The sequence below is a fragment of the Spirochaetota bacterium genome, assembly GCA_035477215.1.
Classification (GTDB): Bacteria; Spirochaetota; UBA4802; order UBA4802; family UBA5368; genus MVZN01.
This window is the reverse complement of the sequence record DATIKU010000031.1, coordinates 1-17,113: the sequence shown is the minus strand read 5'-3', so window position 1 is coordinate 17,113 and position 17,113 is coordinate 1. Positions and strand designations below refer to the sequence as shown.

Annotated in this window: 18 protein-coding genes and 1 other RNA gene; 11 read left to right on the top strand and 8 right to left on the bottom strand. The window is 58.5% G+C overall.

From position 1 onward, the window contains the following. Positions 1–95: 95 nt before the first annotated feature. Entirely contained in the window at positions 96–401 is a 306-nt protein-coding gene (locus tag VLM75_06770; GenBank protein HSV96621.1) for a cupin domain-containing protein, read from the bottom strand. A 164-nt stretch (positions 402–565) separates the two neighbouring features. Here VLM75_06770 and VLM75_06765 point away from each other — a divergent pair, with 164 nt between their 5' ends. After that, positions 566–1,363: a glycerophosphodiester phosphodiesterase family protein gene (locus VLM75_06765; protein ID HSV96620.1), complete on the top strand. Its 798-nt coding sequence runs from the start codon at positions 566–568 to the stop codon at positions 1,361–1,363. On the opposite strand, the gene VLM75_06760 is transcribed toward VLM75_06765, so the two are convergent. Beyond that, positions 1,360–2,739 (bottom strand): CoA-binding protein, encoded by a 1,380-nt coding sequence (locus VLM75_06760; protein HSV96619.1) that lies wholly within the window; start codon positions 2,737–2,739, stop codon positions 1,360–1,362. The genes VLM75_06765 and VLM75_06760 overlap by 4 nt on opposite strands. A 419-nt stretch (positions 2,740–3,158) precedes the next feature. Between VLM75_06760 and VLM75_06755 the strand changes: the two genes are divergently transcribed. The 4 genes from VLM75_06755 to VLM75_06740 are packed head-to-tail and all read left to right on the top strand — an operon-like array spanning position 3,159 to position 6,634. After that, complete coding sequence (locus VLM75_06755; protein HSV96618.1) at positions 3,159–4,463, top strand: phenylacetate--CoA ligase; 1,305 nt, start codon at positions 3,159–3,161, stop codon at positions 4,461–4,463. Positions 4,464–4,511: 48 nt separating this feature from the next. Then, positions 4,512–4,943 (top strand): ACT domain-containing protein, encoded by a 432-nt coding sequence (locus tag VLM75_06750; protein HSV96617.1) that lies wholly within the window; start codon positions 4,512–4,514, stop codon positions 4,941–4,943. A 58-nt stretch (positions 4,944–5,001) separates the two neighbouring features. After that, complete coding sequence (locus VLM75_06745; protein HSV96616.1) at positions 5,002–5,652, top strand: hypothetical protein; 651 nt, start codon at positions 5,002–5,004, stop codon at positions 5,650–5,652. Between the two features lie 4 nt (positions 5,653–5,656). Next, positions 5,657–6,634: a radical SAM protein gene (locus VLM75_06740; protein HSV96615.1), complete on the top strand. Its 978-nt coding sequence runs from the start codon at positions 5,657–5,659 to the stop codon at positions 6,632–6,634. Between the two features lie 153 nt (positions 6,635–6,787). Here the strand turns inward: VLM75_06740 and VLM75_06735 are convergent, their stop codons facing one another. Continuing rightward, positions 6,788–7,285, bottom strand: coding sequence for a hypothetical protein (locus VLM75_06735; protein ID HSV96614.1), 498 nt, complete (start codon positions 7,283–7,285; stop codon positions 6,788–6,790). Between the two features lie 164 nt (positions 7,286–7,449). Further along, positions 7,450–7,800, bottom strand: a transfer-messenger RNA (tmRNA) gene (gene ssrA, locus VLM75_06730). A gap of 236 nt (positions 7,801–8,036) precedes the next feature. Between ssrA and VLM75_06725 the strand changes: the two genes are divergently transcribed. From VLM75_06725 to VLM75_06715, 3 genes are all read left to right on the top strand, one after another. Then, positions 8,037–10,202 (top strand): acylase, encoded by a 2,166-nt coding sequence (locus tag VLM75_06725; GenBank protein ID HSV96613.1) that lies wholly within the window; start codon positions 8,037–8,039, stop codon positions 10,200–10,202. Positions 10,203–10,283: 81 nt separating this feature from the next. Beyond that, a complete protein-coding gene (locus VLM75_06720; protein ID HSV96612.1) occupies positions 10,284–10,532 on the top strand; it encodes a GlsB/YeaQ/YmgE family stress response membrane protein in 249 nt (82 codons plus the stop codon). 175 nt (positions 10,533–10,707) lie between these two features. Further along, the gene (locus tag VLM75_06715; protein HSV96611.1) at positions 10,708–11,070 is read left to right on the top strand and encodes a hypothetical protein; all 363 of its coding nucleotides are present in this window, start codon (positions 10,708–10,710) and stop codon (positions 11,068–11,070) included. A gap of 71 nt (positions 11,071–11,141) precedes the next feature. Here the strand turns inward: VLM75_06715 and VLM75_06710 are convergent, their stop codons facing one another. Beyond that, positions 11,142–11,888, bottom strand: a complete 747-nt coding sequence (locus tag VLM75_06710) for a hypothetical protein (protein ID HSV96610.1) — start codon at positions 11,886–11,888, stop codon at positions 11,142–11,144. 155 nt (positions 11,889–12,043) lie between these two features. After that, positions 12,044–12,478, bottom strand: coding sequence for a hypothetical protein (locus VLM75_06705; GenBank protein HSV96609.1), 435 nt, complete (start codon positions 12,476–12,478; stop codon positions 12,044–12,046). Between the two features lie 532 nt (positions 12,479–13,010). Here VLM75_06705 and VLM75_06700 point away from each other — a divergent pair. Both VLM75_06700 and VLM75_06695 read left to right on the top strand, forming a co-directional pair. Then, positions 13,011–14,609 carry a methyl-accepting chemotaxis protein gene (locus VLM75_06700; protein ID HSV96608.1) on the top strand — a complete coding sequence of 533 codons (1,599 nt, stop codon included), beginning with the start codon at positions 13,011–13,013 and terminating at the stop codon, positions 14,607–14,609. A 233-nt stretch (positions 14,610–14,842) separates the two neighbouring features. Beyond that, positions 14,843–14,932, top strand: a complete 90-nt coding sequence (locus VLM75_06695) for a GlsB/YeaQ/YmgE family stress response membrane protein (protein HSV96607.1) — start codon at positions 14,843–14,845, stop codon at positions 14,930–14,932. A 111-nt stretch (positions 14,933–15,043) separates the two neighbouring features. On the opposite strand, the gene VLM75_06690 is transcribed toward VLM75_06695, so the two are convergent. Together VLM75_06690 and VLM75_06685 are read right to left on the bottom strand one after the other, a co-directional pair. Beyond that, on the bottom strand, positions 15,044–15,247 hold the full coding sequence (locus VLM75_06690; GenBank protein HSV96606.1) for a B-box zinc finger protein: 204 nt from the start codon (positions 15,245–15,247) through the stop codon (positions 15,044–15,046). Then, on the bottom strand, positions 15,244–16,146 hold the full coding sequence (locus VLM75_06685; GenBank protein HSV96605.1) for a hypothetical protein: 903 nt from the start codon (positions 16,144–16,146) through the stop codon (positions 15,244–15,246). The genes VLM75_06690 and VLM75_06685 overlap by 4 nt, the downstream gene beginning before the upstream one ends. Positions 16,147–16,308: 162 nt before the next feature. On the opposite strand from VLM75_06685, the gene VLM75_06680 reads away from it, so the two are divergent. After that, positions 16,309–16,923 carry a TetR/AcrR family transcriptional regulator gene (locus VLM75_06680; GenBank protein HSV96604.1) on the top strand — a complete coding sequence of 205 codons (615 nt, stop codon included), beginning with the start codon at positions 16,309–16,311 and terminating at the stop codon, positions 16,921–16,923. The last annotated feature ends 190 nt before the right edge of the window (positions 16,924–17,113 follow it).

Sequence of the window (17,113 nt, the reverse complement as noted above, 5' to 3'; positions counted from 1 at the left end):
GGCGCCACGGTTGTTCCGAGGAGCGCGTATGAGCCGCCCGGCACGAGCCGCGCCCCCTGCCGCACGCCAGCCGGAATGATCGCCTGCGGAACCATTCACTTCGCCGGATCGGCACCCATCATGATCATTTTCCCCCTCCCGTCCGGAAAGAGGTGCAGCATTTCGACCCGGTCCCCCGGGTAGTGATGAAAGATCTCGTCGCTCGCCAGTCGGTGCATAGACGAAAAGGTGTCGGGGGACGGCAGGTAGTGGATGGCAGTGCAAAACGACCGGTCTCCGTTGTAGCGCGGCGACAAATGGCCGCGCGCGATCGATTCGGTTGAACGGCAGGACTCCGCGAAGCAGCCTCCCTCCGCATGTACTTCAAGGCGCAGCATCCTGATAATTTTTTCGGCGGTCATCTATCGAAACCTCCGCGCGAACGGTTATCGGGGCATCGGGGCGAATGGAGGAGCCTTCCCGCCGCCGGTTCCCTTCGAGAATACGCCCGTCTTTTTTCTGATTGCAAGTCTTATGGGGGATGGCCGATAGTATTCCTGTGAGAGTATTTTCCGGGGAGGCCTCATTGGGACGTCCATGCCATACACTTCTCTATAGAAAGCCGATACGGGAGGGATTTGCCGTCATCGCCCACCGCGGCGCCTCGGCCTATTTCCCCGAGAACACGCTTTTGTCGCTCGAGGGCGCCATCGCTATGGACGCGGATATGGCCGAGATCGACGTGCTGGTCTCGCGCGACGGGGTGCCGGTGGTGGTGCACAACGAGCGCATCCACCGCGCGACCGGAGGGCATGGCCGCGTGGCGCAATACACGGTGGCCGAGCTTAAACGCTTAGATTTCGGCTACAGGTTCAAGGCGGCCAGGGGCGAACAGGTCCCGACGCTCGAGGAGGTGCTGGTTCTGTGCGCCGGCCGCATCGCGCTCAACATCGAGATAAAATCGGGAGCGGTGCAGGACATGGTGTTGGACGGTATAGAGGCGAGGTGCCTGGAACTTGTGTACCGCCACGGAATGGAGTCGCACGTGGTGTTTTCGAGCTTCGATCCGCGCGCGCTGTTGCACTGTAAAATCATCGACCCGTCGGCGGTGACGGCGGTCCTTTATGACGACCGGTATTATCCGCGTTCGCAGGCGCCGGCGGCGATCGTGGAGCACCTCCGCGCGGATGCGTTCAATTGTTCGAAAGATGAGATCACCGGGGAATGGATGGCGGACTGCGCCGCGCACGGAATTCCGGTGAACATCTATACTGTGAACGACCCCAAGACGATGAGAAGACTCATCGCAATGGGAGCGAGCGGCATCTTTTCGAACCGCCCGGACGTGTTAAAGAAAACGGCCTCGGAGGCGCCCGCCGTTTAAACGGCCAGCGCCTCTTTCTCCTTCTTCCCGAGAGAGTGATAGTGCTGATACGAGACCGTGAGCGCCCGCGTCGCCTCTTCCGGAGACTCGAAGATGGGAAGGTTATACTCGGTCCTTATTGAAAGTATGCGATCGATCGCGTTGGGGATGTAGATTGCGGCCGGCTTGTCGTATTTTTTACAGATAGTCCCGAGCTCGCAGATGGCTTCCACGACCACCTTCTGCCACACGTTGGGTATTGCGAGAAGCCCGTCCACGCGGTCCGATGACAGAATGGCGTCCCAGATGTCGATGAAGGTCTGTTTTCCCAGCGTCGGGCCCAGGTCTACCGGGTTAGAGACGTTGAAGAGCTTAGCGGTGGCGCGCAGACATTGCTTCGTCTCCTCGGAGAAGGATGCCATCTCGAGGCCGTTTTCCACGATCAGATCGGCCATTATGCCGCCGAAGGCGCCGGAGTTGGTGAAGACCGCCACGCGCCTGCCTTTCATGGGCGGCATGGTAGTGAACATCTTCGGAAGCGAATAAAGCTCCGAGATCGACTTTAAGCGCACGATGCCCGCCTGGCGGCAGGCGCTCTCGAAGATGACGTCGTTGTTGGCCATCCCCGCCGTGTGCGACATGGCGGCTTTCGATCCCTCGCCGGTCCGACCCACCTTATAGACAAGTACCGGCTTTTTCACGCGCTTCGCCGTTTCGAGGAGCTTCCTGCCGTTTTTCACGTTCTCGAGATAGAGGCAGACAACCTCGGTGTTGTCGCCGTTAAAGTATTCGATGAGATCGGACTCATCTACGTCTTCCTTATTACCGATTGAAACTATCTTATTGATGTTGGTGATATCCTTACGGAACGAATCGATGATGAGCGCACCTATGCCGCCGCTCTGGATTATATACGAGATGGAGCCCGGCCGATCGAAGACGCCGTCGTACATGCCGGGGGTGATGCCGAAGAAACAGCAGAACTTGTTGTGAGCGTTGATGGTTCCAAGGCAGTTGGGGCCGAGAAAGCGTATGCCGTACTCGCGCGCGCATTCGCTGATCTCCTCCTGGAGTCGTTTGCCCTCCTCGCCGGCCTCGGAGAACTCCGCGGTTTCAATAACGAGGTGGCGGATACCCTTCTCGCCGCATTCCCTGACGATGGCGGGGGTCACTCTGGCGGGGGTGAGCACGACCGCCAGGTCGATTTCGCCGGGTATATCGAATACAGATTTGAAGCCGCGGGAGCCATGGACATCCTCCCCCCTCGAGTTGACCGCGTACATTTTGCCCGCATAGCCGAGATGGCTCAGGGCAATTGATATGCTGGCTCCGAGGTTGAATGGAGAGTTCGATGAGCCGATTACGACGACGGATGCGGGGTTGAAGAACTTGTCCATGGAGCGCTCCCTGATTGGTGATCCAAACCGCGCCTATAAATATCCGGCGCGGGGCTCTCCCGCTCTGAGCGGGATACAATGACGAATGCCCGTATTTGACCGCATATCGAAAGTACAAAATTTAAAACACCTGTTTTTTTATTCAATGAAAAAATAATATATATTTTAATAATGAATGATAATATATATAATTATTTATATATCGTATATTCTGTGATGGTATAGAAAATAATTTCTTCCCCGGCCTCGCCCCGTACTCCATTGAATATTTTTAAATTTATGGACACTTTCGATTGACAAATAATAAAATACTCTCTACGTTATTCTCCCTCCTTCTTGAGAGAAAAGCGACCGGACGTGTCAGTGTCGGTAGCGGGCAAAAGAAGCGGATATAACTACCAGCGGTATGAGGTCAGGCCATGTTCAATAAGGAATACGAAGCGATGCAGTTGTCAAAGCTGAGGGAGGTGCAGCTCGAGCGGCTGCGATGGTCGGTGAAGCACGCCTACGATAATGTTCCATTCTACCGGCGGTCGTACGACGCGGCGGGCTTCAAGCCCGAACAGATCAAGACACTGGACGACCTGCGCCGGGTCCCCTTTCTCATGAAGCAGAACATGCGCGACTCGTACCCGTTCGGGCTATTTGCGGTGCCGATGGAAAAGGTTATCCGCATACACTCCTCGTCGGGGACCACCGGCAATGCCACGGTGGTCGGCTATACCAAAAACGATATCGAGATATGGGCCGAGGTTATGGCGCGAACGATAGCCTGTGCGGGAGGGTCGTCTAAGGACGTTGTCCAGGTTGCCTATGGATACGGGCTTTTCACCGGCGGACTGGGCGCGCATTACGGGGCCGAAAAGATCGGGGCCACCGTGGTCCCTATCTCCGGGGGCAACACGGAGCGCCAGCTCATGCTGATAAGCGACTTCGGCACCACGATGCTCGCCTGCACGCCGAGCTACGCGATCAACATGGCCGACCATGTCGAACGGAACAGGCCCGATTACGATTTCCGCAGAACGAAGCTCCGCGCCGGTATCTTCGGCGCCGAACCGTGGACCGAGCAGATGCGCACGGAGATTGAGGGCCGCATGGGAATCGACGCCTTCGACATCTACGGGCTCTCGGAGGTGATAGGCCCGGGAGTTTCGTGCGAGTGCAGCGCCAAATCGGGCCTGCACGTTTTCGAGGACCATTTCTATGTGGAAATTATCGACCCTGAAAGCGGCGAAGCGCTCCCCGAGGGAGAGAAGGGCGAGATCGTCTACACCTCCCTTACCAAGGAGGCCTGTCCGGTCATTCGCTACCGTTCGCGCGACATCACCCGCCTCTACCGCACGCCGTGCTCGTGCGGACGGACACTGGTCAAAATGGAAAAGGTGACCGGCCGCTCCGACGACATGCTCATCATCCGCGGCGTCAACGTGTTCCCGTCCCAGATAGAGGCCGTGCTCATGGAGGCGGAAGGGACCGCGCCGCACTACCAGATCATCGTGGACCGCAAGGACGCGCTGGACGATATCGAGGTGTTGGTAGAGGTGAACGAGCGGATTTTTTCCGACGAGCTGAAGGTGATGAACCAGCTCGCGGCGCGCATCAAACAGCGCATGCAGAGCGTGCTGGGCGTCTCGGCGAAGGTTACGCTGGTGGAGCCGCGGACGCTCGCCCGCAGCGAGGGAAAGGCGGTGCGCGTCGTCGACAAGCGGAAACTGAAATAGACCGGGGCGCGATGGGCCCGCGGTGGATCACACTAAAAGGAGGCGGTCATGAATATCACGCAGCTTTCTCTCTTTCTTGAAAACAAGCCCGGCAGGCTCCAAAGCGCCCTCAAGGTGCTGGCCGCAAAGAATATCAACATACGCACGCTCACCATCGCCGAAGTTGCCGATTTCGGCATCATCCGGATGATCGTAAACAATCCCGACGAAGCGGCGAGGGCGCTACGGGAAAACCACTTCACCTGCGCGACGACCGAGGTGCTGGCGATCGAGATAGCGGACGTGCCCGGGGCGCTGGAAAAGGCCCTGGAGGCCTTCTCGCGGCACGGACTTAACATCGAATATATGTACGCATTCACCGAAAAAAGAGACGACAAGGCCGTAATGATTTTTAGATTTGATGACATCGAGACGGCCAAGAAGGCGCTTGCCGGCGAAGGATACAAGATAGTTAAAAGAACCGACATTATCGGAGGGTGACCGGCGCCAAAGGCTGAAGGCGAACGTTAAAAACACCCCGTAAAAAGAGGGGAAGCGCATGAAGAATTCAGAAATTTTAAAACGGTCGATGTGCGTGATCGCGCTGGCGGCCGCTGTGGCCGTCGTATCCTGCTCGACCTATTCAGTGTCGAAGGAGATGTCGAGCGGGAGCGCCCTGAAAAAAATAAAAAACGCATGCATCGTGCTGCGCATGTCGCAGAAGAGCAAGATAAGCCGGGAAGAGCAGACCAGCAACCTGTCCAACTGGATCGCGGCGGCCAGGCCGCTTAAAAAGACGGCCATCGCCCCCGCGTGCGGTGAGGGGATTTGTTCCTATGGCGGCGAGGAAGAGCGTTTCTTTCAGGTCGACGGCGAGGGAAATTTCCTGAAATTCAAGGCGACCGGAGTGGTGAACGAATTCGTCCGCGCCAATGGAGCCGAACTCAAAAAGATCCTCGCCGAAAACGACTGTGACGGCCTCATCATCTACGAGGTCTACGGGGTCATGGCCCTCGAGATGCAGTTTTTCGATTTCGACTCGGTCGTGTGCGTACTCGATCGCGACCTTAGGACCGTGTACCTCGACCACCAGTTTGACTCATTCGACGTTGAGGAGATCAGCGCCACGCGACTGAGGCAGCAACTCCTGGACAGGGTGAGCGAGCGCCTGATACACACACTCGACGACCTTAACTTTCTCCGGCGATAGGAGCATGCGCTCGCCGTTCACTCCCGGCACGGAGCGGCCGTGCCATTACCGGGAGCTTTTCATCGCCTCGGACGGCGGCCTCTATCCCTGTTGCCTCACCTGGAACAATCCCTCCCTCCGCATCGGCCACATCTGCGACACCGATCTCGAGGACCGCATACTCGCTTTCGACGGCTCGTGCCGGTGCTCCAGCTTTACGCTGAGGAAGGGGACGCCGTCGGACGAACGCGAGTACAAGCTGAACGTCGAAACGGGCCTCGCCTGCAACGGACGTTGCGCGATGTGCTGCGTCGACGCCCCTTCTTCACACAGCCCGTACCTGTATTACGGGGAACTCGACCGGCTCATCGAAACCCTGCCCGCCATCAATCACATGGTGGTCCAGGGCGGCGAGGTGCTCATCCAGAAGAAGACCATGGACTGGCTTCGCGCGCTTTCACTGAGGCGTCCGGAAATCCCACTGGCCCTCATCACGAACGGGAACGTGGAAGCGGATACGGTGCCGTTCGTTGAGTCGCTTTTTTTCAACGTGCTGGTTTCGGTGTACGGTTTCCAGGCCGAGACCTACCGGCGCATCACCTGCATGGAACTTGAAAAGACGCTCCGCTTCGCCGGGGACCTGGTGAAGCGAAAGAGGACCACGGTGCACTTGAAGTACCTCGTTACGCCCCTCAACCTTCACGAGCTTCCGCTCTTCCTGCGCTGGGCGATCGCGCTTGGCCCTGAAACGATCTCGGTGATCGACTCGAACACCGCTCTCTACATCAACCGGAACACGCCCGACCGCTACTGGGACATCATCATCGAGCACACGGGCGAGGAGGCCCGCAAAGAGCTCGCCACCTCGGTGAGCGCGCTACGCGAGGCGGGTACCGTCGTGCTTATCGACGCGCTGTCGCGGGAGATGTTCGGGATCGATGAAGTCTTCATCCAAGGGGCCGGCCTTTCGGGAAAAATACTGCCGAACCCGATGGTGGGATGATACGGTTTTCCGGCCGCGGGGAATCCTGGTGCTTAAGACCGAGTGCCCAGTATCATCGGAACAAAAACAAGGAGTGTCAGTATGCCCGCCCAGAACGCAAGCCAGAATATTTTCGCGAAGCGGATAACGGGTTTCATGAGCTCCCTCCGGGAGTTATCGTGCGGGCCATGAAGGCCCTTTCGCCATCTCCTTTTCGAGTTCCTCTTTCACCCTTTTTTTTCGCTCTTCGGCGAGCCTGATCATGCGGGTAAAGTTTTCCCAGTCGGTGTCTTCGATGATCTTCCAGTTTCCTGCGCCGCGTTCTTTTACCACCAGATCCCATTTGAGACGGCGCACCGAGGCGGGTGTTCCCACCAGGGCCAGTAGCGTGATAAAAGCGACGACACATGACAGGATGAACCACGGAAGCGCCCTGTTCACATCAAGGCTCAATCCCATTGTTATAACGCCGTATACCAGGGCGGCGAGGGGAATGATCGCCATGAGCGAAATGAGGAAACTCGATATCCATGAGCGGTTTATAAAGAAATTGCCGGGGCTTATGCTCAGGACATGATCGCGTGCATTTTCAACGTCGAATGTAATGGTGTCGGGTTTACGTCTTCGGTCGGGGACAATGAGCACGCTTTTAAACCGCGCGGTGTGCTTCATATCGAGTTATCCGGACTGTACTTCATGATGGCACGACGGTACACTCAACCCCGGAATATGGCCAGTCATTTTTATCGATGATCGGGGTGGTGGAGGGGCGTTTCTCGGCACCGGCCGCCGCAAAACGTAAATGGGGGAGGGGTTGGCCGGAAGATAGAAACGCATTGGAGACGGCGGGATTCGAACCCGCGTCCTGCAACACACACCTGCAACGTCTACATGCTTGTCCCCTTCATTTTATTCAAGTCCTGATTCCGGGAAGGAGCGCCGTACTCAGGACCGGGTTCCCTGTGTCTTCGCTACGGCGCCGGGAACGGGCGCCTTCGCTATCCCCTGTTTCTTACGCCGCTGAAAGCCCCAGAGGAGCAGATCCACCAGCGACGCCCGTGGGTGTTAAGCCGCGAGAGCTAATTCGTTGTTTGCGTTTAAATTTTTCCCGCCGCGATTTACGAGACGACGGACGCTCGGCATGCGGTTGCAGACACATCATTGCAGTCGAAACCATAATCGTCCCCTGCATAGTACAATATAGCACAACGGGAGCGCGGCGTCAACAGTAATGTTGGGGGAAGGGGGATGGATTCTGGAAAGTGGAGTATCGTTCCAGGCCGATCCCCGGAAGGCGAAGGCGTTCCCGCGTCTGGCGAAGAAAAGCGCTCGTTCCGTAAACTTATTGCCAATTCCGCTCCTCGTGCTATTCTGATCGAGCTCAAACGAGCGTAGTACCCGTAAGACCGAGGGAGAAAGCCCCATGAAATCGTCGACGCGTCGCCTCGCAGCCGTGCTCGTCATAGTACCTCTGATCCTGGTCGCCTCGATTCGCGACCAGAATGCCGCGGCCGATATCTCTTCCGGATACGACGTGCGGATACTGCGCGACCGCTGGGGCGTGCCGCATGTGTTCGGGAAGAAGGATACCGACGCGGCCTTCGGGCTGGCGTACGCCCACGCCGAAGACGACTTCAAGACCATGCAACTGGTCATGATGGCGGTCGGCGGCCGCCTGGCGAGCGTGCTCGGGCCGAAGGGCGCGGGGAACGATTACCTGGTGAACCTCATCCGCCTGTGGGACACGGTGAACGCGAGATACGAGACCGACCTGGACCCGCGCACGCGCGCCCTGTGCGAGGCCTATGCCGGGGGCGTCAATCACTACGCCGCTCTCCATCCGCGCGAAACCGTTCCGGGCCTGGGACGCGTAACGGGAAAGCACATCGTGGCGGGGTTTGTCCACAAGATGCCGCTCATGGTGGGCGTCGATGTCGTACTGAAAGAGCTTTTCGAAAAGCCGAAGACCGCGGCCCTCCGGCCGATCGACTCAATGCTCGCCGCGTCCTTCGGGCATGACGCGCCCTCCCGCTTCGGGACGGGCGTCGGTTCGAACGCCATCGCACTGTCGCCCCGGCGGAGCGCCGGCGGCGAAACGATGCTGGCCATTAATTCGCACCAGCCGTGGGAGGGGCCCGTCACCTGGTACGAGGCCCACGTGCACAGCGAGGAGGGATGGAACATGACCGGCGGTCTGTTCCCGGGCTCGCCCGTCGTGTTCCACGGGCACAACGAGTATCTCGGCTGGGCCCACACCAACAACTACCCGGACCTTGTGGACGTGTACGAGCTCGACATCAACCCCGACAACCCGAACCAGTACCGCTACGACGGCGCGTGGCGCGAGCTCGAGGTCCGCGAGGCGCCGATACGGGTAAAACTGCTGGGGCCACTGCGCTGGACCTTCAAAGAGGAGGTGCTGTGGTCGGTCTACGGCCCGGCCATTCGCAGGCCGCACGGGGTCTTCGCCGTGCGTTACGCCGGGATGAGCGACATCCGCCAGGTCGAGCAGTGGTACCGCATGAACCGGGCGAGAAACATGTCCGAGTGGGAGGAGGCGCTTGGCATGGCGACCCTGCCGATGTTCAACTGCACCTACGCCGATCGCGAGGGGAACATCCTGTATCACTACCAGGCGCTGCTTCCACTGCGCGACGAGGGCTACGACTGGTCGAAGCGCCTGCCCGGCGACACCTCGAAGACCCTGTGGACCGGGTATCTGCCGTACGGGCGCCTGCCGCGCGTCAAGAACCCCGCGTCGGGTTTCGTCCAGAACTGCAACAACACGCCGTTTCGCGCCACGCTCGACCCCGAAAATCCGCGCGCGGAGGACTATTCGAAATCGTATGGAATAGAGCTTCGCATGACGAACAGGGCGCTTCGCGCGCTCGAGCTCTTCGGTTCGGACGACTCCATAACGCCGGAAGAATTCTACCGCTACAAGTATGACATGGCCTACTCGAAGGAGTCGAAGATGGCGAAGCTCGTGGTGCGCATCCTCGCGCTTCCCCCGTCCGATGATCCCGTTGTAAAGAATGCCCGTGATGTTCTGGCACGCTGGGACCTGCGCGTGGATCCGGACAACACCGGCGCGGCTCTGGCTGTGACCTGCCATACCATCATCATGAAGGGCCGCGAGAGGGTCGAGGTCGCGGACGTCCCGGAACGCGCCATCGCCAACGGGTTCGCGAAGGCCGCGAGGCTCGTGCAAAGCGCGCACGGGCGCGTCGATGTTCCCTGGTCGATGGTGAACCGGCTGATACGCGGGACTACCGACCTGGGTCTCGGCGGCGGTCCCGACGTGCTGCACGATGTGACCGGCGACTTGATGAAGGACGGACGGTTCCGGGGAAGGGTCGGCGATTCCTACGTGCTTCTGGTCACCTGGGACCGAAACGGGAAGCTCTCCTCGCGGAGCATCCACCAGTACGGAAGCGCCACTCTCGACGCGGCGTCGAAACATTATGCCGACCAGTCGCCGCTCTTCGCAAGGCGCGAGCTCAAGCCGGTGTGGCGCGACGAGAGCGAGATACGCGCGAACCTCGAGCGCGAATACCGACCGGGTGAAGAAATGACGAAAAAGCCGTAAGGTGAAATACATCACGCGCGCTTGACTTTATCCGCGGACCGTGAAAGAATGCGGGTATATCAAATACGCCAGGAGGGGAATATGAGCCTTACATCGTTACTTCTGTTTGTGGTGATCGGGGCGGTCGCCGGGTGGCTGGCCGGAATAATCATGAAAGGCGGCGGGTTCGGCCTCGCCGGTAATATCATCGTCGGCATCATCGGATCGTTTATCGGCGCCTTCCTGTTCAGGCTCCTCGGCATAACGGCGGGAGGAATGCTCGGCTCAATCGTTGTCGCGCTCGTCGGTGCGATTGTGCTGTTGTATATCGTGAAGCTGATCAAAAAATAATCCTCAGGGACACCGTGCCCCGTCCGCTCCCGGGGCGCACGGTGTCCCTGAATATTCAGGGATATCGGCGCGTCACTGCTGTTCCTGTTCGCGCAGGCCGCGCGTACCGAGCGCCCGTTCAACCGGAACCCGGCGGTGCATTGCCTCGGTTCGCCCCGTTAAACGCATCTCCTCGGTGGCGAATATCGCGCTGGTTTTTCTACTCGGCATCGTCTTCGAGTCCGCCGGCGACCTCAATTTCTCCCAGATGCTCGATTTCATAATCGACAGCACCGTCTCCCTGGTGTTTACGAGCGCGGGCTGCTACTCATTCGTCACGATGGCGCGCGGCTCGCTCGGGCGGATACTCTCGGAGGCCGACAGGATACTCACGGCGGTCGACGAGCAGAAGACCGCCTTCGACGAGATTTCGAGGAATATATCGTACATCAACCAGCGCGCGCAGGAGATCGCGCACGGCTCCACCGAGCTGTCCGAGACCTCCAGGGGGATCGAAGGCGCGGTTCAGGAACTGGTGACGCTTTCGGTTAAGGCCTGAGCGGCGCCGCCTGATAACGGGCTCGCCTGGCGCGGACGTAGCGGCGCGCGCCAGGATCGGAGGTCCGTGCCTTAATAGCGCAGCTCCGCGCCGAGCACCGCGTAATGGAACATTGAGAAGGTATAGACCGTGTCGTTGTCGGCGCCGCCCTCGAGCAGCCGGTAGCCGGCCATGAGCGCCACGCGTTCGGTGCGGCGGTACACGATCCCCGCGAACACGTCCTCGGCGCGGCCGTAGGGCGACCACGCCGCGTCGCCGCAGGCGAGGAGCGACAGGGCCGGAGAGACGATCCATTCCAGGTAGAAGTTCAATAGCGGCACGAAGCCGGTATTGTCGAGCCCCCCTTTCTGCCCGCCGCCCTCCAGCGAAATCTCGGCGTCCCGAATCTTCCCGGTAATGCCGGCGCCGAGCTTCACGATCCCGTTGCTCAGAAAATAATAGCGGTAATGCGCCCGGTATGAATCGAACCTGAAGCGCCCCTTTACGTCGGTGCCGGCCGGGAAGGTTTTGCCGTCGAACTCGACGGCCCGGTCGAGCCTTCCCTCGGGACGAATCCTCAGCCACGACGCCATGAGCCCGACGTAATGCCGCCCGGCGAACTCGTACCCGGCCTCCACGCGCGGCGAGAACACAATGTCCGAGTCGAGGTCGTCGACGTACGAAAAGCGCGTTCCCGTGTCGCCGGGAAGGGCCACGTCGTTGCGGGATGAGTACACCGTGCCACCCTGCAGAACGGCTATGAATTCCGCGGCCGCGGGAATCGGGGAGAGCGCGAGCAGTAGTACGAATGTGCGTAGTGTTCGCCGTATGGTTTTCATCGTGTATCCTCCTGTTGTGGCGCGCGACGCAGGACGCCCGCCGGGGTCCGGGCGACCGGGCCCAAAGGACCGATCGAGCGGCGTGCCGGTCACTATGCTTACATTATTTGACAGTGTTTGTCAAACAGGGCGTTGAAGGCAAAAGAATAAACTTCTCACCCTTCCTCCTCCACCCCCAGCCATTCGCGCAGACATCGGGCGGCCTCGTCGCGGCAGAGCGGAGCCCTTCCCGTCGAATACAGCCCTATGCGCATGGAGATGATTGTTTCGTTCGCCCAGGGCCACCAGGCCGCCAGGAGGATGAAGTCGCCGTCGGCCTCGGCGGCGAATATGAGCTGTCCCGGACGGATATCGAAGGTCGAGTCCACGATGCCGCGCACGCGCTGCGAGGCCTTTTCGATGGTGCCGACGTCCCAGTGCCGGACAAACTCGTTGATGACCGCGCCGAACACACGCTCCTTCTGGGCCGATTCGAAGGCCATGAGCGCGGCGTTGAAACGGTCGTCCCATTTCCACGAATGGCCCCGCGGCGTGCCTTCGGCGATGCGGGTGCAGATTTCACGGAAGCGGGAGAGATCGGGTGTGCCCATGTACGGAGAGTATACCCGGTGCGATTGAATGTCAAGCTGCGGAGGAGTGTGGGGGCCTGCATGATTGCCGGGAATGGGAACCTGGATCCGCCGGCGGAATGTCCGGATCGTGTCGGCTGTATCGATGCGCCCCCTCGATTGTTTATGGGTACCGGGCCGAACAGGCATGGTATATGATGCGTAGAGGATGCGAGTGTCACGAAGAATATTTGGAGGAGGTGAAGCGAGGCCTGCGGCCGGTCAAGGAGTCATTACTAAAACGGAATAATCATTGACATACAATTACCGTCCTGTACCGTTCCTTGACGCTGTCGACAATGCTTCCATCCGTAGAGGCAAAAAGGCAGCATGCGTGAGCGGAGAATTTATAAAAGTCCCCTGATATGGGGCCTTTCGGTGGGAGAAGGGCCGTCACCGGAGGAGAACTCCCGACAACCGGGCATATATCCGAAGAAATTTTTCTCCGGAGAGGAAGAACTTTCCTGGATAGCGACACGGGAAGCGATGCGGCAGGGCAAAGGAGGGGTGACTGATGAACAACTTTTCGTTAATAATCGATTATTTTATTGAAAGGTTCAGAGAAACGTCCTTCCTCAAGGAAAGACTCGCCAGGACCCTTGTAAAATTCATTTTATTCTGCATGATAGTTTGCACGCTGCTCATCGTAATGCTCGTTCTGACAGCGCCCGCCTCTCTCAGGACCACCTTTCCGGTTGTCGCCGCGATCGTGGCCTCCATGGCCGTGTCCCTCGTCATTCTCAGGCGCGGGCACTACAACGCGGCGGCCAACCTGATCAGTACGATCATTGTGCTGGCTCTCCTGGGTGGCGTTATCGCCAGAATCGTTCGCGAACCGAACACGGTCTTCTCGGCAAATTTTTACTTCCTGCAGGCATCCGTGGTTTTTATCGCGCTTTTCTGCACAAAAAGATGGGTCGTATCCTTCGCCGTAATCATCATTGCATGCGCCATTGCAGCTTATGCGCTGGTATCGCAGCGGCTTGATGAGGCGGGGGCGGCCGTTGCGAGGATGGGGTGCATCTATTCCGTTTGCGCCGTGATCTTCACCGTCGCGATCTCTCTGCTCATAACGACAATCTTCGGGGCCACGCTGAAAAGACTTGAGGAAGTGTCGCACCAGCAAGCGGGGCAGAATGAGGCCCTGCATAAGCTCGTTGACTCGATTACCGAATCCTCGTCGGATCTGGCAAGGCTTTCACAGGACCTTTCGGGGGCATCGCTGGTTTTCACCGAAGCGGCCCAGAACCTCGCCGCGTCGATTGAGGAGATTACCTCGGCAGTGGAGGAAATCTCCGCCGGTATGGAATCCGTCGAGGGAGGGACGCGCAGCCAGTATAACGACCTGAGCGTCCTGGCGGAACGAATGGGAGAACTCTCCGCTACGGTGGGTGATATCGGACATATAACCCGGGAGACCATTGATATTTCCAGCGGTATCGGACGCGACGCGCACGCGGGAGAGCAGTCTCTCACGAAAATGAGCGGGAGCCTGGGGACGATTGTGGACGGTTCGAAAGACATCCGGAATATAATCAACATCATCGATGATATTTCCGACAGGATCAACCTGCTTAGCCTGAACGCGGCGATCGAAGCGGCGAGGGCGGGCGACGCCGGCAGGGGTTTCGCGGTCGTCGCCGACGAAATATCGAAGCTCGCCGATCAAACGGCAAGCAGCATCAAGGACATCGACACCCTCATACTGACCAGCGACAATGAAATCAACAGGGGAATGATCGATGTTACCGAGGTCACCGGTAAAATCGCGCTGGTTATCGAGAGAATAACCTCCATCGACGGCATGATGAATCAAATCTCAAAGCATGTTCAGCGGCAGTCGACCGTCAACGTCGCCGCGAACGAGCAGGTGAACAACGTGAAAATCCGGTCAAATGAAAGCATGATTATCATCGAAGAGCACAAGAACGCCATAAGCGAGATCGTGAAAACGATTTCAGACGTCAATGGTATCACTCAGAATTTCGTAACGGAAGCGGAGAAGATTTTACAGAATTCCCGGCGCATGTCGGATATAGCGGCCGGACTGGAAAACGCGGTTAGATCCACCAGAGGCGTTGCCGGCGCGGGTAGTACCCGGCTTTCGCTCTGAAATATGCATGCCCGGGGCCAAAAGCAATATCCAGACTCCGGCAGATGGATTTAACGACCAAAGAAAATGTATTCAGGAAGGAAGCGCCTCGCCCGAGCGGGCATCAGCCGGCGGGAAACACTTTACGGCAACAGGGACCTTCTCCGATTTTTATTCTTTTCACCCTGCTATTCCATAAAGTGAGCGATAGGCTTCCATCAAGATTCTATTGAAATCATGTCAGATTTCTTGGAGTGTCGACAGGAGGGTTCGTCGGCTCCGTAGTGATCGCGCTTGTCGGAGCGATTGTTTTACTGTTCATTCTCCGGCTTGTGAAGAGATAACCATAACCGGTTAAACAGGAGGCATGCTGTTGTGCTGCCTGGATTGGCCGCCCGGCGCGCCTGCGGCGATGCGCGTGTGGATTCCCCGAAAGCGGTTGAGGTCGGGCGTGTTCACGGCCCCTTCCACACGTTGACCTCGGGATTGTCGTTGCAGCTTTTACAGAAGACCCTGGGGTCGCCATGGCCGCAGCCGTAGCACCACAGGTCAAAGACGCGGCAGTCGGCGCACAGGGCCTTCCCGCACCCGTTACAGAGCACCACGGCTTCCTTCGTCTTACAGGCCTCGCAGTCTCTGTTCTCCACGACGGTGATCATGCCGTTTCCCCTTCGATGATACGGATGGCGCGCGGATAGACGAGCGCCACCATGGCGTAGAGCTCCCAGGCGAAAGGGATGAATCCGAGGTAGCCGAGAACGGGCATCTCGAAGAGCTTGATGTGCCCCAGTATCGGAACGGTATAGTGCCATTTGGTGTGCGCCCAGTAGTTCCAGAATTCCCACAGGTAGCCGCAGAGCAGGCCCGCGAGGCCGAGAACCACGAGCGGGCGGTAGTCGCCGCGCGACATACTCCGAAGCAGCGATGGGTTCCCCATCAGAAAATTTACCGGTTCAAGTAGCAATGCAAATCCGAGCCACACGAAAGCGGCGGTGAATTCGGAGTAGTAGGTGTTCGCCGACCACGAAAGAAACGAAAAGAGCGTGGCGTCCGCTGCGCGATTCACATAGTACATCGAGAACGGAATGATCGGGATGGATAGAAAAAAGAGCCCGGTGATGAAAAGGGCGGTGAGCGTACGCCGGCCGACAGGTAAGGGCCGGGCGGCGATGTTCGGGACGAGCGTATACATCACGCCATAAAAAAGAAGGACCCCCGGGATGATGGTGGCGAACGACCATACATAGGCCGGGTAGAGGAGCCATGATGGTTCGACGAGATTTTCGTAGTGCCAGTTGGACAGGAAGATATTGAACCACTCGAACACCCACCAGCCGATGACGGAGATGACCGCGACCGGGACGATGGCCCCCGTGCGGAGGAGCGAGCGGCGCGCCGTGCCGTAGAGCACCGCGTCGAGAACGAGGATGAGGCCCGTCCAGAAGACCGGCGTGGCCCAGGTGGTAAGCTGCCGCATGTCGAGAAAGATGAAAAGCTGCATGAAGAGTATGAGAAGAACGCCGATGTAGATGTAAAAGGGATACGTGCGCGATGCCATAATGACGCTCCAACCGTTCGTCGTATCCAGATGCTATCCGCCGGCCCGGAGGAACGCAAGGATTTTATCGAGACGGCCGGCGCCCGTAAAGGGCCCGGCCGGGGGAATTGTGTTTGACAATATAGAGTATATGCTCTATAAATGGAGAGAGGGGCGCGCGCGATGAAAACAAGGGACAGCATCACCGAGGCGGCGAGGGAGCTCTTCAACGAGAAGGGGGCCTCGCGCGTCACCACCAACCACATCTCCGCGGCCATGAAGATCAGCCCCGGCAACCTCTATTACCATTTCCGCGACAAGGAGGAGATCATCCGCGAAATCTTCGGGCGCATCGTCGCCGATTTCGATACGCTCTACCGTGCGCCAAAGGACTTCTCGCCCACGGCGGCCGGGTTTTTCGGTATATTCACGCGGACCTGCGACCTCTACTATAAATACCGCTTCTTTTACCTGGAGCTCGCCACGCTGTTGGGGCGCGACCCGCTGCTCAAGAAGAAATACCTGGCCAACCTCCGCGTGCGCTTCAGGCGGCAGAAGGCCTTCTATGCGCGTCTCGCCGACGCCGGAATAATCAGGGCCTCGTCGGAGAAAGAGCTCGTGGCCAACCTCACCAACGGCTGGATCGTCAGCGACTTCTGGCTCACCTGGCTTTATATAAGCGACGCGAAGATCACGCCCGAGCGCCTCGGCGAAAGCGCGCGGCAGGTCTATTATTTGCTGAAGCCCCATCTCACTCCGAAGGCTCTAACGGAGGTTGAGGAATTGCTGAGGGGGTGAGGGGAGGAGGCTGCATGGGGACCTTTTCCCGTGGAGTGACCGTGTCGATTGACTCGAGGGCGTGGTGCCCGCGATCGTTTGTTACAGCAATTCGCGAACGTACTTTATCGAGTCCGCGATGACCGATGAGCGTTCGTCGCCACCGCGTGTTTCCAGCCGGCCGATATCACAAGCAAAACCAGTCGCATCC